Genomic DNA, 15,157 nt, shown 5'->3' with positions numbered 1-15,157 from the left:
ACTAGCCGAAACGACTTCCGCCGTACAGCTTCATCCCGTCATCTACCATCCAGGAATGATCCGGACTCTGATGGCCGTGGGGATGGGCGTCGGCGCCGTCCTCGGTGGGATCGCGACCGCGAGCCTGGCCCAGGCGCAGCCCGTTCCGCCCTGCGCGTTCACGCTCTCACCGCCTCAGATCGCGCATGTCGAAGGGGTCGCACAGGTCACCGCCACGGTCACCCCCGTCGGCTGCGCGGGACCCTTCCGGCCCGAGTACGGCGTCGCCTGCGTGCACGTCCAGGGCGGTGAAGGCAAGTGCACCCAGTCCAGAGGCCAGGCCTCCGCGCAGGTGTACTTCGGCTCCTATCAGCCTGGGACCACCTACGTCTCGAGCGGACGCGGCTGCGGTGCGGTGTTCACCGACGCCACCTCACCCGAGTGTCAGGTGCTCGGGCCGCTGACGGCGACGCTGTAGTCGCCGATGCGTGATGCGAAGGTTCTGATCACCGGGCCGACGGGGCAGGTCGCCAAGCCCGTCGCGACGGCGCTGGCCGCCGACAACGAGGTGTGGGGCATCGCCCGGTTCACCGACCCCGCCGCGCGCGCCGACCTGGAGAAGGCCGGGGTGCGGTGCGAGACGGTCAACTTGGCGGCAGGCGATTTCAGTGCGATCCCCGCCGACTTCGACTACGTGATCAATCTGGCGGTGGCCAAGAGCGGCCGGTGGGACAAAGATCTGGCCGCCAACGCGGAATCCGTGGGCCTGCTGATGGCCCACTGTCGCGGCGCCCGTGGGTTTCTGCACTGCTCGTCGGCGGCGGTCTACGACCCGCCCGACGACGAACTGCGCACCGAGCGAGCGGCGCTGGGCGACAACCACAAGCCGCTGTTTCCCACGTATTCGATCTCCAAGATCGCAGGGGAGGCGGTGGTCCGTTCGATGGCACGCGCACTCGGCGTGCCCAGCATCATCGCGCGGCTCAACGTGCCCTACGGGAACAACGGCGGGTGGCCGTTCTTCCACATGGAGATGATGTTGGCGGACACCCCGATCCCGGTACCGCCAGGGCCGGCCCGATACAACCTCATGCACGAGGACGACATCATCGCGACCATTCCGCGGTTGTTGGCCGCCGCCGCCGTCCCGGCCCCGACCGTCAATTGGGCCAGCGACCAGATCGTCAGCATCCAGGAGTGGTGCGGCTATCTCGGCTCACTGTTCGGGAAACAACCGGTGTTCACCGAAAGCGCTCAGGCGTTGCGCGGCAACCCCATCGACGTCACGTTGATGGGTGAGCTGATCGGCGGCACCACAGTCGACTGGCGCGATGGGCTGCGCCGGATGGCGGCCACGTTTCACCCCGAACTTGTCACGGGCTAGCGCGACGGCTTGAACCGGAACAGCCGCAGGCTGTTGCTGACCACAAAGACCGAGCTGAAAGCCATTGCGGCGCCGGCGATCATCGGGTTGAGCAGGCCGGCCGCCGCCAGCGGCAGCGCAGCGACGTTGTAGGCGAACGCCCAGAACAAGTTGCCCTTGATGGTGGCCAATGTCTTGCGCGACAACCGGATCGCATCGGGCACCGCGCGCAGGTCGTCACGAACCAGGGTCAGGTCGGCGGCCTCGATCGCGACATCGGTGCCACTTCCCATCGCCAGGCCGAGGTCCGCGGTGGCCAGCGCGGCCGCGTCGTTGACGCCGTCACCGACCATCGCGACCGCGTCGCCGTCGGCCTGCAGCCGCTGCACGATCGCCACCTTCTCCTCCGGCAGCACCCCGGCGAAGACATCGTCGATGCCGACCTGTCCGGCGACCGTGCGGGCGGCGGCCTCGTTGTCACCGGTGACCATGACCGGTCTGAGCCCCAGCGCGCGCAACTGCCCGACGGCGTCGGCGGCCGTCGGCTTGACGGCGTCGGCGACCACCAGCACACCGCGAGCCCTGCCGTCCCATCCGGCCACCACCGCGGTGCTGCCGTCGGCCTCCGCGCGGCGCAGCGCCGCGGACAGCTCGTCGGGCAGGTCGCCGACGAGCCGCGCCCGTCCGACCACGGCGTCGCGGCCCTCGACCACGCCGGTGACGCCGAGCCCGCGGATGTTGGTGAACTCCTCGGCGGCGGGCAGTTCGCCGAACTTGTCCAGCGCTGCCGAGGCGATTGCCTTGGCGATGGGGTGCTCGGACGAGATTTCCAGCGCACCGGCCATCCGCAGCACTTCGTCGGGACGCTCGTCGTCGGCCGCGACGACGTCGAGCAGCGTCATGGTGCCGGTGGTGACGGTGCCGGTCTTGTCCAGCACGATCGTGCGCACGCGGCGCGTCGACTCCAGCACCTCCGGGCCCTTGATCAAGATGCCCAGTTGCGCACCGCGGCCGGTGCCCACCATCAACGCGGTCGGGGTGGCCAGTCCCAGAGCGCAGGGACAGGCGATGATCAGCACCGCCACCGCTGCGGTGACGGCCATCGCGGCCGACGCGCCGGTGACGAGCCAGAAGATCAGCGTCGCCGCCGCCAGCGCGATGACGATCGGCACGAAGACGCCGGAGATTCTGTCGGCCAGGCGCTGCGCGTCGGCCTTTCCGCTCTGGGCGTCCTCGACCATCTGCGCGATCTGAGCCAGCTGCGTGTCTGCCCCGATCCGGTTCGCCCGCACCACCAACCGGCCGTCGGTATTGACCGTCGCGCCGAACACCTGATCGCCGACAGCGACGTCCACCGGCACCGACTCGCCGGTCAGCATCGAGACGTCGACCGCGGAGTGGCCCTCGACCACCACCCCGTCGGTCGCGACCTTCTCGCCGGGGCGCACCACAAACTCGTCGCCGACAGCCAACTGCTCAATCGGAATGCGATGCTCCACACCGCTTCTGCGCACCATGACTTCCTTGGCGCCGAGCTCGAACAGGGCCCGCAGCGCCGCACCCGCGCGCCGCTTGGACCGGGCCTCGAAGTACTTGCCGGCCAGGATGAACGTGGTGATGCCCGCGGCGGCCTCCAGATAGATGTTGCCGCTGCCGTCGGTGCGGCTGAGCGTCAACTCGAAGCCGTGCGTCATTCCCGGTGTGCCGGCGGTGCCCCAGAACAACGCGTACACCGACCAACCCAACGCCGCGAGCGTCCCCATCGACACCAGCGTGTCCATCGTCGCGGTGCGGTGGCGCAGGTTCGTCCAGGCGGCCTTGTGAAATGGCCACGCGCCCCACACCACCACCGGCGCGGCCAGGGTCAGCGACAGCCACTGCCAGTTGGTGAACTGCAACGCGGGCACCATCGCCATCGCGATCACCGGTAGCGTCAGCGCGGCGCTGATCAAAAGCCGTTGCCGCGCAGGTGCGGTCGGGTCGTCGAGGTGGTCCTCGGCGGATTCTGCCGGATCAGGACCTGGCAGATGCGCTCGGTAGCCGGCCTCCTCGACGGTGGCCACCAGCCGGTCGGGCGAGATGTCGTCGGGATATTCGACGCGGGCCTTCTCGGTCGCGAAATTGACCGTCGCGGCGACGCCGTCGATCTTGTTGAGTTTGCGTTCGATCCGGTTCGCGCACGACGCGCACGTCATTCCGTCGATCGAGAGCTCGACGACTGCGGTCGAAGGGGCCGTGCTCATCGGCCGGCCAGCTGATAGCCGGCCTCTTCCACGGCGTTCTTGACCGCGGCGGGGTCGACGGCCTGCTCACTGTCGATGGTGACCGTTCCAGTGGCGAGGTCGACGTCGACGGCGGTCACCCCGGGAATCTCACTGATCCCTTCGCGCACCGACGAGACGCAGTGCCCGCAGGTCATGCCCGTCACTGTCACCGTTGTTGTCATAACTTCCAAGATAACATACCCCCCTGGGGTATCTACAGGGGCGGTCAGGTCTTGCGGGCCGCCCCGACGAACAGCATCCCGCCGAGGCGCCGCTCGATGGCGCCCGTGCCGTGTAACCCGTGCCGCGCCAACTCGGCGGCGAAGTCGGGCGCCTCGAACCGGTTGTCCCGGGGATGAACGGTGAAGGTGCGAAACGCCCAGCTGTCGAGCACGCCGGCGGGCAGCTCCTCGAACAGCAGTAGTCCGCCGGGCTTGAGCACCCGCGCGATCTCGCCGACGGATTCCTGCCAGTCCGGAACGTGGTGGATGATCCCGAAGTCGACGACGGTGTCGACCGAGGCCGACGGTTGTCCGATCGCGCAGACATCACCGACGGACAACGACACGGGCCTGCCATGGAGGCGGCGGCGCGCCAATTCGACCATGGACTCGTCGAGGTCGAAAGCCGTCACCCGGTCGGCGCCGAGCCGGTCGAGAATCACCTCCGACCCGACTCCGCGGCCGCAGCCCACCTCGAGCACATGCTGCCCGGACAGGTCACCCCCGGCGAGCCTGCGAAACCATGCCGCTTCCCGACGGTGCTGGTGGGCGGCGCGTATCGGGTTGTTCATCGCCGCACGCTCGATGGCGTTGAGTTTCATGCGCGGGACTGTACCCCCGTAGGGTATGGGCCGAAAGGGTTACGTCCGCGGGCCCATGGCAGCATCAGCGACCATGCGCGTGCTGGTGCAGCGGGTGACGACGGCGGCCGTTCGAGTCGACGGCGAGGTGGTCGGCGAGATCCGGCCACCGGGGCAGGGGCTGCTCGCGCTGGTCGGCGTCACCCACGACGACGACGCCGACAAGGCCCGTCGGATGGCCGAGAAACTCTGGCAGCTGAGGATTCTCGATGACGAACGCTCGGCGAGCGACGTCGGTGCCCCGATCCTGGTCGTCAGCCAGTTCACGCTGTATGCCAACACCGCCAAGGGTAGGCGGCCGGCGTGGAACGCCGCGGCGCCGCGTGCGGTCGCCGAGCCGCTCGTCTCGTCCTTCGCCGAGGCGCTGCGGGACCTGGGGGCGCACGTCGAATGCGGCGTCTTCGGTGCGCACATGCACGTCGACCTCGTCAACGACGGCCCGGTGACCGTGCTGCTGGAGATGTGACTACTGCCCGGCGACCGTCGGCGTGCCCTCGGAGGGTTGCACGATGACGAACCCCTGGCCGTAGAACGACACCTGGATCGCCTCTCCGGAACCGCGCCCGATCAACGCCCCCGCCTTGAAGCTCGTCTTCAGCTGGGTCTGCAGGTTCGCCGACCACGCCACCACCGCGTTGGTGTCGGCGAACGTCGGCGCCTCGGCCGCATCGAGCACGACAGGCGGGCCGTCGGTCGTCAGCGCCACCCAGCCCGTACCGCGCAGCGTCGTGTTGAACAGACCGCCCGCCGCGATGCTGCCGCCCCGCACCCGCTCGATGTTCCAGTCCAGACTCGAGGAGAACGCGAGGACGTTCTTGCCGCTGATCGACAAGCCCGCATTCGACAGGTTCAGCAGATGCACGTCGTAGGCCCGCTCGGCAAGGAACACGTCGCCTTGGCCCTGGCATCGCATCAACGGCAGGCCCTCGCCGGTCAGCGCCTTCTTGATGAAGCGCGACGCCCCGCCGCCCTCGAACGCGAAGTCCACATTGCCCTGGTAGGCGACCATCGAGCCCTGGCGCGCGAAGAACGGCTCACCGAGACGCACCCGCAGCATCTTGGTGTTCTGGTTCGCGATCGCTTTGGCTTCCTTCTCGCTGAACCGACCGTCGACCAGTTCGCCGCTGATGCCCGCGAACCCGTCGCCGCCGCCGACGGGTTGTGCGGGCGGGGGAGCGCCGCCCATCGGCGCCCGGCTGACCTGACCGCGGTGCGACACCTGATCGGTCCACTGCCGGCCGTCCCACCAGCGGAACTCGTAGCGGCCTTCGGGGTCGGGTTGCCAGCTGCCGCCGTCGGGTCCTGCCATGACATCCAAACTAATGCCAAGACTTGTGTCGGCCACTGGCATTCTTGTGGCATGGCAAAGGAAATCGACCGGGTCCGCGCGCAAAGCGCCCTCGCGGTGCTCAGGCAGCATCCCGGCATGGCGCTGTTCGTCGCGTCGCCGGTGCTCGTCGGCCTCGTGCTGGTGTGGGTCTTCGTCAGCGAGGTGTTGGCGGTGCTGCTCCTGATCGGCCTGGTGGTGGCCGGCGGCGCCGCCGTGGTGATGAAGCGCGGTTAGGCGGCACGCGCGTTCGCCTGCGGTGAAAGCCGTTCCATCTGGCTTGTAATGTTGTAAGCATGTAATCATGCGACATCATCACCTGCACGGCCGGCGCTCCGGCCGATCCGGCGGCTGGCAGCAGGCCGCCCAACCCGACGCCGGGGACGCGGCCGAATGGTTCGCCGGCCGGCTGCCCGAGGGCTGGTTCGAGGGCGATCCCACGGTCGTCGTCGATCGCGAAGAGATCACCGTCGTCGGCCGGCTGCCCGCGGCCGAGGGCGACGAGCCGGAAAGCGAAGCCCACGCATCCGGCAGAGTCGCGCGCTTCCGCGAGGAGACCCGGGGCGAGCGGATGCGCATCGCCGACGAGGCCGAGGCCAGATATGGGCGCAAGGTGGCCTGGGGCGTGGAGGTCGGTGACGAGGCATCGCCGCAACGAATCCTGTTCACCCACTTGAGTGTTCCCGTCATGACGCGGCTTCGGCAGCCGGAACGCCAGGTGCTCGACACGCTGGTCGACGCCGGCGTCGCCCGGTCCCGCTCGGACGCGCTGGCGTGGTCGGTGCGGCTCGTCGGTGAACACGCCGACGAGTGGCTGGGTCAGTTGCGCGACGCGATGCGCACCGTCGACGATCTGCGCGCGCAGGGCCCGCAGCTCTAGACGCGCTGTACGCCGACGTACTGCGAACTCAACGCCGAGGTCTGCGACAGCGGATCGAGCACGGCGCCGTCGACCAGCAGGTTGCGGTTCACGCCGTAGGACACCGGTGCCGAGCGGCCCCGTGGATCGAAAACCCTTGACCCCCAGCCATGGTCGACGATGACCACACCTTCGCGTGGAGTGTCGTTCACCGTCGCCTTCAGTTCGAGCGCTCCGACAGGCGAGAACACCCTGACCAGATCACCGTCGCTGACGCCGAGGTTCGCGGCGTCCTTGGGGTGGATGACCACATCGTTGTCCTTGCCTGACGGGTGCAGACCCGCCAAGTCGTTGAGCCAGGAATTCATCGAATGCCGGTTGCGCCGATTGGCCAATTGGAACGGATAGTCGGTAGGAGCGGCGGGGTGCGGTTGGGCGAGCAGTTCCGTGGTGCGCGCGACGAACTCCGGCGGTGCCGCGTGCACCATCTTGTCCGGGGTTCGTAGCGCCTCTTTGAAGTGGCCGAACTCGCGCGGGCCGAGCACCCAGCCGTGTGGATGTGCCACCACGTCGCGCCACTTGATCCTGCGGCCGTTGAACTTTCGCCCGGTCGCCAGCAGCAGCCGGTCGATCCAGTGCGGGGTGAACTCGAGGGCCGGTCTGCGCGTCAACCGGGCCGCCCGCCGGGTGGCGTTGATGAAGGCGTTGAGCCCCTTCGCGCCGAACAGTGGTTTGCGCATCGCGAGCGCGAGGTCGACGAAGATCCGCCACTCCTGGCGTGCGCCCGGCGGCGGTTCGACGGCTCGGACCCCGTATTGCACATACGGCTGGTCGTGGAAGTTGCTGGTGACGGCCAGCAGGTCGGCACGCTCCAGCCAGTGCACCGCGGGCAGCAGCCAGTGCGCGTGGCGATGGCTTTCGCGCTGCACGAAGTCGATCGCCACCAGCAGGTCCAACTGCGCCAGCGCCTCGTCGAGTTTGGCGCCGTCGGGGCCGGACACCACCGGGTTGCCGCAGTTGATGACCAGCGCCCGGATCTGGCCGCTGCCCGGTGTGGTGATCTCGTCGGGCAGTTCACTGAGCGCGTGGGCGTTGGCCACCATCTCGCGGCCGGACAGCCGGTTGGCGTGCGGCTTGGCCTTGATCGCGGACAGTCGCAGCGCGTCGACATAGCCGGGCTCGAAGCGGCGGCCGCCGGGCCGGTCCATCCGCCCGGTGATCACGTTGAGGGCGTGGCCGAGCCACTCGCCGATCGTGCCCGCGACATGCATGGACACCCCGGTGCGGGTGACCACCATCGCCGCGCGGGCCGCGGCGAACCCGCGGGCCACCGACTCGATGCGCTCGCGAGGGATGTCGCAGCGCGCCGCCAGGTCATCGAGATCGGCGTCGGCGACAAGAGCACGCAACGCGTCGACGCCGGTGGCGAGTTCGACGCAGTCCTGCCGATGTTCGAGGCCCTCGTCGAGGATCACCTTGACCATCGCCAGCAGCAGCGCCCAGTCCTGTCCGGGCCGTACCGCCAGGTGAACGTCGGCCTTCTGCACGGTTTCGGTGCGCACCGGATCGACGACCACGATCGTGGCGCCCTGCTTCTGCCGGTCCAACGCCCGACGCCAACCACCGGGCACCGTTTCCAGCCAATTCCAGGCGCTCACTGCGGGATTGGTGCCGACCAGCACGAAGTAGTCGCAGTTGTCGACGTCGGACACCGGCGCCATCAGCGTGGAGCCGTACATGGCCTCGGCGACCACATGCATGGCGTTTTGGTCGATCGAGCCGACGAAGTACCTACTGCGGGTGCCGATCGCGTCCAGCCAACCGTTCATGAAGATCAGGTTCGACGACGAGAAGCCGGACGGGTTGCCGTAGTAGACGCCCACCGCATCGGGACAGTCGGCGTCGATGATCGCAGTCATCCGGTCGGCGATGTCGGCGATCGCCTCGTCCCAGGTGGCCTCGACATAGCCGTCCCCGACCCGGCGCATCGGGTTGACGATGCGCCGCGGATGCTCGACGAGTTCGCCGGCGGTGCGGCCCTTCGCGCAGAAGTCCTGCCAGCTGTGGGGATTGCTCTTGTCGGGCGAGATCCGGGTGACGCGGTTGTCGGCGACGGTCACCTCGATGCCACAGCTGGCCAGGCAGTAGCGGCAGAAGGTGTAGACGGTTTCGGAGCTCATGTCGACTTCCTGATGTCTCAGACCTGCGTCATCGCCCAGTAGTGGCCGCGGCGGTCAAGCAAGTCGGCGTGGCTGCCGCGTTCGACGATGCGACCCGATTCCATCACGACGATGACATCGGCGTCGCGGATCGTCGAAAGTCGGTGGGCGATGATGAAACTCGTTCGGTCGCGGCGCAACTCGGCCATCGCCTGCTGGATCAGAAGTTCGGTGCGGGTGTCGACCGAACTGGTCGCCTCGTCGAGAACCAGCAGCTGCGGGCGCGACAGCACTGCCCGAGCGATCGTGATGAGCTGCTTCTCGCCGGCGCTGATGTTGCCGCCGTCGTCGCTGACCCGGGTCTGGTAGCCGTCGGGCAGCATGTGCACGAACCGGTCGACGTATGCCGCCTTGGCCGCCTCGATGACCTCGTCTTCTCTTGCGTCGGGTCTGCCGTAGGCGATGTTGTCGTAGATGGTGCCGCCGAACAGCCAGGTGTCCTGCAGCACCATCCCGATGCGCGAGCGCACTGACTCGCGGCTGACCGTCGAGATGTCCACCCCGTCGATGAGGATCTGACCGGAGTCGACGTCGTAGAACCGCATCAACAAGTTCACCAGCGTGGTCTTGCCCGCACCCGTCGGCCCGACGATCGCCACCGTGCTGCCCGGTTCGGCGATCAGCGACAGGTCTTCGATCACCGGCGTGTCCGGCACATACCCGAACGTGACGTTGCGGAACTCCACCCGCCCCGTGGTTTCGCGCCCAGTGGCGTCGCGGCCAGTGGCGTCGCGCTCAGTGGCGTCGCGCTCAGTGGCGTCGCGCGAACGTTGATTACCGCTCGAAATTTCGGGGATTTCTCGCGCGGTAATCAACGTTCGCGCCGCCGCCGCGGCGTCGTCGTCGTCGAGGCGTGGCTCCTCTTCGGCGTCGAGCAGGTCGAACACCCGCTCGGCGCTGGCCACCCCGGACTGCAGCGTGTTGTACATACCGGCGACCTGGGTCAGCGGCTGGTTGAACTGCCGGACGTACTGGATGAACGCCTGAATGCTGCCGAGCGTGATCTGGCCGGTGGCCACCTGCAACCCGCCGACCACCGCTACCGCGACGTAGCTGAGGTTGCCGATGAACGTGGTGGCGGGCCCGACCAGGCCGGAGAAGAACTGCGCGCCGAAGCTGCTGCGGTATACGTCCTCGTTGAACTGTTCGAACTGCTCTTGGGCGTGGGCGCGGTGTCCGAAGGTCTTGACGATGGTGAAGCCGCTGTAGGTCTCCTCGATGTGCGCGTTGAGCCGCCCGGTGTTGGCCCACTGGGCGACGAACAGCCGCTGGGACCGCTGGGCGATCAACCGCGTCGCCCACAGCGACAGCGGCACCGTGACGACGGTGAGCAACGTCAGCAGCGGCGAGATCGTCAGCATCATCACCAACACGGCGAACACCGTCAGCACCGAGGTCAACAACTGGTTGATGGTCATCGACAGCGAGGTCTGGATGTTGTCCACGTCGTTGGTGACGCGACTGAGCACCTCGCCACGTTGACGGGAGTCGAAGTAGGACAACGGCATCCGGTGGATCTTTTTCTGCACATCAGCGCGCAACGCCACCATCGTGCGCTGTACCGCGACGATCAGCAGACGCGCCTGCAGCCACACCATCAGCGCGGCCACCAGATACAGGCCCAGCGCGAGCAGCAGTGTGCGGCCGACGGCGCCGAAATCCACGCCTTGGCCGGGTACCACGTTCATCCCGGACAGCAGATCGGCGAACGTGTTGTCACCGCGAGCCCTGGCCGCCGCGATGGCCTGCTCCTTGGTCAGGCCGGCGGGCAGTTGGCGACCGATGACGCCGTTGAACAACAGGTCCGTCGCGTGGCCCAGGATGCGCGGCCCGACCACACCGACGACGATGCCGCCGATACCCAGCACGATCACCGACGCGGTCAGTGCGCGCTGCGGCGTCAGCCGTTTGACCAACCGGATCGCCGAACCGGTGAAGTCTCGTGACCGCTCCGCGGGCGGTTCGGCCACGCCGCGGATGGGGCGGGTCGTCGGGCCGGTCATGAGCCGCTCCCCTCGCTAGCGGTGAGCCCACCCACCCCTGCGGTCATCGCCTGCGAGTCGACGAACTGCGCGTACTCGGTGCACTGCGTCAGCAGTGTCTCGTGCGTTCCGGTGCCGACGACGCGCCCGTCGTCGACCACCACGATCTGGTCTGCCTCACAGACCGTGGAAATGCGTTGCGAGACAACGATGAGCGTGCAGTCCGCCGCCGACTCACGCAGCGCGGCACGCACCCGCGCGTCGGTGTGCACGTCGAGTGCGGAGAACGCGTCGTCAAGCAGGTAGATCGCGGGCCGGCGGATGACTGCGCGCGCGATGGCCAGGCGCTGCCGCTGTCCTCCGGAGAAGTTGATGCCGCCCTGCGCGACCCGCATGGAAAGGCCCTCCGGGTGGGCGCGGACGAAGTCCTCGGCGTCGGCCACCCGCAGCGCCGCCCACATCTGCTCCTCGGTGGCAACGTCTCCCGGGGCCACACCGTAGCGCAGGTTGTCGGCCACCGTGCCGGAGAACAGGTAGCCACGCTGGGGCACCAGGCCGATCGTCGACCACAACTCGTCGGGGTCGTAATCGCGGACGTCGACGTCGTCGACCAGGACCGCGCCGGCGGTGACGTCGTAGAGGCGACAGATCAGCGACACCAACGTCGACTTGCCCGACCCCGTCGACCCGACGACGGCGGTCATCGTGCCGGGCCGCGCAGTCAGCGAAACATCCTGAAGCACCGGACGTTCGGCGCCCGGATAGCTGAACGTCGCGGACTGCAACCTGACCTCACCGCGGGCGGCCCGCGGCCGCACGGGATGTTCGGGACGCCTGATCTGGGGCTCGGTGTCGAGCACCTCGCCGATCCGGTCGGCGCACACCGACGCGCGCGGGATGATGACGAGGATGAACGTCGCCATCAGCACCGCCATCAAGATCTGCATGAAGTAGGCGAGGAACGCGATCAGCGAGCCGACCTGCATCTGGCCGGCGTCGATGCGCAGGCCACCGAACCAGATCAACGCCACGCTGGAGACGTTGATCACCAGCGTGGTCGTCGGCAGCATCAGCGCCTGCCAGCGACCCGCCTCCAGCGCGGTGTCGGCCAGCTGCTGATTGGCCACCCCGAACCTGCTGCGCTCGAACGGTTCCCGGGTGAACGCGCGGATGACGCGGATGCCGGACAACTGCTCGCGCATCACCCGGTTGATGCCGTCGATCAGCCGCTGCATGCGCCGGAAGATCGGCAGCAGGTGCGAGACGATCCAGTAGTTGGCCACGGCCAGTATCGGCACGCTGACCAGAAGCAACCACGACAGGCCGGCGTCCTGGTGCACCGCCATGAAGATGCCGCCGACCGACATGATCGGCGCGGTGATCAGCATCGTGCAGGTCAGTTGCACCAGCAGTTGGATCTGCTGGACGTCGTTGGTGGTGCGGGTCAGCAGCGACGGCGCGCCGAACCGGGAGGTCTCCTCGGCCGAGAAGCCGGTGACGTGGTCAAAGATGGCCTTGCGCAGATCCCGGCCGAACCCCATGCCCGCCCGCGACCCGAAGTAGACCGCTCCGACGGCGCACAGCACCTGCAGCGCGGTGACGGCGAGCATCACGCCGCCCAACTCGACGATGATGCGAAGGTTGCCGGTAGCCACGCCGTCGTCGATGATCGCGGCGTTGACGGTCGGCAGGTACAGCGACGCCAGCGTGCTGACCACCTGAAGCGCCGCGACGGTCGCCAGCAGCCCACGGTACGGCCGCGCGTACTGCCGCAGCAGCGCCCACAACATGTCGATACTGTCCCACTTTCCCGAACCGGCGGCCGGACCTGTTGCGTGCAAACACCTGAGAGTCTGATGAATTGGCAGGTCAACCGGCACGTCAGTGGTTGACGTTCGGTGCTGCCGCTACAGTGCATGGCGTGACTTCCACCACGCGCGCGACGCTGGCCGTGGCAGCCGCGGCGGCCCTCCTCTCGGTGTTGACGGCATGCTCCGAGTCGGAGCCCGCGAACACCAACGAGGTGCCCGAAACGCAGGCGCCGACCGAGAACGTGTCGCACGGGCCGTTCTTCCCGGAGTGCGGCGGAGTCAGCGACGAGGAGGTCACCGCGCAGACCCGGGTGCCCGGGCTGGTGAACACGGCCAAGACGTCGGTGGGCTGTCAGTGGCTGGCGGGTGGCAGCATCCTGGGCCCGCACTTTTCGTTCACCTGGTTTCGGGGCAGCCCCATCGGCCGTGAGCGCAAGACCATGGAATTGTCCCGAACCGCGGTGGAGGACATCAACATCGAAGGCCACGACGGCTTCATCGGCTACACCGAGGATCCGACCGCGGGGGTCAACCTGTGCGAGATCGGCATCCAGTTCGAGGACGACTTCATCGAATGGTCGATCAGCTTCGCGCGGCCGCCGTTTCCGGACCCCTGCGAGGTGGCCAAGGAACTGACCCGTCAATCGATTGTGAACTCCGAATGAGACGCAGCCTTTTCCGTCGCGCCGCCGTGGCCTCGATCGTCGCGCTGGCCGGGCTCTCGACGCTGGTCGGCTGCACACAGACGGTCGAGGGCACCGCGGCCAAAGCGGGTGCCGGCGGCGTGCCACGCAACGACGACTCCGAGCGTCAGTACCCGAACCTGCTCAAGGAGTGCGACGTGCTGACCGAGGACATCCTCGCCGAGACCGTCGGCGCCGATCCGCTCGACATCCAGAGCACGTTCGTCGGCGCGGTGTGCCGTTGGCAGGCGCTCAACCCCACGGGACTCGTCGACATCACCCGGTTCTGGTTCGAACAGGGCAGCCTCGACCACGAACGTGAGGTGTCCGAAAAGTTGGGCTACCGGATCGAGAATCAGCGGGTCGCCGGAATCGAGTCCATCGTGATGCGCCCGGAGGACCCCAACGGCGCGTGCGGAGTGGCCAGCGACGCGGCCGGCGTGGTCGGCTGGTGGGTGAACCCGCAGACCCCCGGCAGCGACGCCTGTGCGATGGCGCTCAAGCTGATGGAGTTGACGCTGGCGACACGCGCCTGACACGCGCCTAACGCGCGACGTGGAACGTGACCAGCGTCGCGCTGCTCAGCGTCAGCCGGTCCCACGGCAGATCGGTGTGCAGCACCGCGATCGCCGACGTGGGAAACTTCGTCGAGATGCGCTCGGCCGCGGCGTTAGTGCCGCTGTCGGCGGCGGCCAGGCCGAGCGCCACCGCAGATATCGCGGGTTCGTGGCCGATCACCAGCAGCGTGTCGACTTCGTGGTCGAACCGGGACTGCACACCGTTGATCACGTCGATCACCGTGCCCGGCGTCGCGTCGTAGAGCCGATCGACATAGTCCGCCGGCGCGTCGATGCCCGTGCGAGCCAGTGTCTCCCTGGTGCGGGTCGCCGTCGAGCACAGCACCGCGTCCACGGCTGGCGCGTGCGCGCGTAACCAGTCGCCGGCCAGCGCGGCCTCGCGCACGCCCCGCGGCGCCAACGGCCGCTCGTGGTCGGCCACCCCGGACGGGTAGTCGGACTTGGCGTGCCGCAGCAGCAGCAGTGTGCGGTTCGAGTCGGCCACGGGTTCCACCGTAGGCCACCGCCCTGACCTGCAGACGGGTCTACTAGCCGGTGTAGTAGGGCGGCCGGTAAGGTTCGGCTTATGAGTACGTCCAGAGTCCGCGCCCGCTGGGTGCGCGGTGCTCTGGTGGGGGTGTGCTCCGCGGTGCTGACGATCGGGGCGCATGCCGCCGCCGGCGGGGCGCTGCCTCATGGCGCTGCGCTGATCGTCTCGATGCTGCCCGCCGCGACCATCGGCGCGATCCTGGCCGGAGCGACGCTCGAAGGTCGCCGCGGCCGGTTGGTGGGGGTGATCGGCGCGCTCACCGTCGCCCAGTTCCTCGGTCACCTGTCGTTGGTGGTCGCGGGTGGACATCACGGCGGCGGGCTGGGGATGACGACGACGATGGCCGCGGGCCACCTGGCCGCCGCGGTGTTACTCGGTGTGGCCATCACCGCCGTCGAATATCTCTACGTGGTCTGCTCGTCGGTGCTGTGCTGGCTGCGCCTGTTCGCCACGGCACCGTCGCGCCCGGCCGCGCCGTCACCGCGCCCGGTGACGAGCGACGTTGTCGCACATTCGGTTCTGCGTTCACCCGGGCTCGGGATGCGGGCGCCACCGTCGCCCGCCGTGGCCGCCGCGTAGCGGCCGAATTTCTCCTGGTCGCCGCGCGGTAGCTCGACAGTCGGCGGCTTTCTGTTCAGCGCTGTGCTCCGCCTGCGCGGAGCGCCTCGTCGGCTGTGCCGACAGTCATTGCGCTGCAACCA

16 protein-coding genes are annotated in these 15,157 nt (G+C 68.2%); 8 read left to right on the top strand and 8 right to left on the bottom strand.

Translation table 11 applies throughout. The annotated features are described in order from the left end of the window. Positions 1 to 55: 55 nt before the first annotated feature. Both ABQE89_RS23780 and ABQE89_RS23775 read left to right on the top strand, forming a co-directional pair. Positions 56 to 457, top strand: a complete 402-nt coding sequence (locus ABQE89_RS23780; RefSeq protein WP_448421235.1) for a hypothetical protein — start codon at positions 56 to 58, stop codon at positions 455 to 457. Between the two features lie 6 nt (positions 458 to 463). Further along, the gene (locus tag ABQE89_RS23775) at positions 464 to 1,363 is read left to right on the top strand and encodes an NAD-dependent epimerase/dehydratase family protein (RefSeq protein ID WP_448421233.1); all 900 of its coding nucleotides are present in this window, start codon (positions 464 to 466) and stop codon (positions 1,361 to 1,363) included. Here ABQE89_RS23775 and ABQE89_RS23770 read toward each other — a convergent pair. Genes ABQE89_RS23770 through ABQE89_RS23760 form a run of 3 tightly spaced genes read right to left on the bottom strand, consistent with a single transcriptional unit; the run spans position 1,360 to position 4,429 of the window. After that, on the bottom strand, positions 1,360 to 3,585 hold the full coding sequence (locus ABQE89_RS23770; RefSeq protein ID WP_448421231.1) for a heavy metal translocating P-type ATPase: 2,226 nt from the start codon (positions 3,583 to 3,585) through the stop codon (positions 1,360 to 1,362). The two genes, ABQE89_RS23775 and ABQE89_RS23770, sit on opposite strands and share 4 nt — an antisense overlap. Continuing rightward, the gene (locus ABQE89_RS23765; RefSeq protein ID WP_448421229.1) at positions 3,582 to 3,788 is read right to left on the bottom strand and encodes a heavy-metal-associated domain-containing protein; all 207 of its coding nucleotides are present in this window, start codon (positions 3,786 to 3,788) and stop codon (positions 3,582 to 3,584) included. Before ABQE89_RS23765 ends, ABQE89_RS23770 begins: the two co-directional genes overlap by 4 nt. A 44-nt stretch (positions 3,789 to 3,832) precedes the next feature. Beyond that, on the bottom strand, positions 3,833 to 4,429 hold the full coding sequence (locus ABQE89_RS23760; RefSeq protein WP_448421227.1) for a class I SAM-dependent methyltransferase: 597 nt from the start codon (positions 4,427 to 4,429) through the stop codon (positions 3,833 to 3,835). 73 nt (positions 4,430 to 4,502) lie between these two features. Here ABQE89_RS23760 and dtd point away from each other — a divergent pair, with 73 nt between their 5' ends. After that, positions 4,503 to 4,934 (top strand): D-aminoacyl-tRNA deacylase, encoded by a 432-nt coding sequence (gene dtd, locus ABQE89_RS23755; RefSeq protein WP_448421241.1) that lies wholly within the window; start codon positions 4,503 to 4,505, stop codon positions 4,932 to 4,934. Here the strand turns inward: dtd and ABQE89_RS23750 are convergent, their stop codons facing one another. Further along, a complete protein-coding gene (locus ABQE89_RS23750) occupies positions 4,935 to 5,777 on the bottom strand; it encodes an AIM24 family protein (RefSeq protein WP_448421225.1) in 843 nt (280 codons plus the stop codon). 51 nt (positions 5,778 to 5,828) lie between these two features. Between ABQE89_RS23750 and ABQE89_RS23745 the strand changes: the two genes are divergently transcribed. Beyond that, positions 5,829 to 6,032 (top strand): hypothetical protein, encoded by a 204-nt coding sequence (locus tag ABQE89_RS23745; RefSeq protein WP_448421223.1) that lies wholly within the window; start codon positions 5,829 to 5,831, stop codon positions 6,030 to 6,032. 67 nt (positions 6,033 to 6,099) lie between these two features. Further along, the gene (locus tag ABQE89_RS23740; protein ID WP_448421221.1) at positions 6,100 to 6,675 is read left to right on the top strand and encodes an ATP-binding transcription factor AbmR; all 576 of its coding nucleotides are present in this window, start codon (positions 6,100 to 6,102) and stop codon (positions 6,673 to 6,675) included. On the opposite strand, the gene ABQE89_RS23735 is transcribed toward ABQE89_RS23740, so the two are convergent. The 3 genes from ABQE89_RS23735 to ABQE89_RS23725 are packed head-to-tail and all read right to left on the bottom strand — an operon-like array spanning position 6,672 to position 12,645. Beyond that, positions 6,672 to 8,834, bottom strand: coding sequence for a molybdopterin-containing oxidoreductase family protein (locus ABQE89_RS23735; protein ID WP_448421219.1), 2,163 nt, complete (start codon positions 8,832 to 8,834; stop codon positions 6,672 to 6,674). The genes ABQE89_RS23740 and ABQE89_RS23735 overlap by 4 nt on opposite strands. Before the next feature lie 17 nt (positions 8,835 to 8,851). Next, positions 8,852 to 10,876 (bottom strand): ABC transporter ATP-binding protein, encoded by a 2,025-nt coding sequence (locus ABQE89_RS23730; RefSeq protein WP_448421217.1) that lies wholly within the window; start codon positions 10,874 to 10,876, stop codon positions 8,852 to 8,854. Continuing rightward, entirely contained in the window at positions 10,873 to 12,645 is a 1,773-nt protein-coding gene (locus ABQE89_RS23725) for an ABC transporter ATP-binding protein (RefSeq protein ID WP_448421215.1), read from the bottom strand. The genes ABQE89_RS23730 and ABQE89_RS23725 overlap by 4 nt, the downstream gene beginning before the upstream one ends. A gap of 122 nt (positions 12,646 to 12,767) precedes the next feature. On the opposite strand from ABQE89_RS23725, the gene ABQE89_RS23720 reads away from it, so the two are divergent. Both ABQE89_RS23720 and ABQE89_RS23715 read left to right on the top strand, forming a co-directional pair. Beyond that, the gene (locus ABQE89_RS23720) at positions 12,768 to 13,331 is read left to right on the top strand and encodes a DUF3558 domain-containing protein (protein WP_448421213.1); all 564 of its coding nucleotides are present in this window, start codon (positions 12,768 to 12,770) and stop codon (positions 13,329 to 13,331) included. After that, on the top strand, positions 13,328 to 13,885 hold the full coding sequence (locus tag ABQE89_RS23715) for a DUF3558 domain-containing protein (RefSeq protein ID WP_448421211.1): 558 nt from the start codon (positions 13,328 to 13,330) through the stop codon (positions 13,883 to 13,885). Before ABQE89_RS23720 ends, ABQE89_RS23715 begins: the two co-directional genes overlap by 4 nt. A 7-nt stretch (positions 13,886 to 13,892) precedes the next feature. Here ABQE89_RS23715 and ABQE89_RS23710 read toward each other — a convergent pair whose 3' ends face one another. Continuing rightward, complete coding sequence (locus ABQE89_RS23710) at positions 13,893 to 14,411, bottom strand: SixA phosphatase family protein (RefSeq protein WP_448421209.1); 519 nt, start codon at positions 14,409 to 14,411, stop codon at positions 13,893 to 13,895. 81 nt (positions 14,412 to 14,492) lie between these two features. Between ABQE89_RS23710 and ABQE89_RS23705 the strand changes: the two genes are divergently transcribed. Next, a complete protein-coding gene (locus ABQE89_RS23705) occupies positions 14,493 to 15,035 on the top strand; it encodes a hypothetical protein (protein ID WP_448421207.1) in 543 nt (180 codons plus the stop codon). The last annotated feature ends 122 nt before the right edge of the window (positions 15,036 to 15,157 follow it).

The sequence above is a fragment of the Mycolicibacterium sp. XJ1819 genome (genome assembly GCF_053483675.1).
Note: the sequence above shows the minus strand (reverse complement) of the source record. Positions and strands in the feature narration are given on the sequence as shown.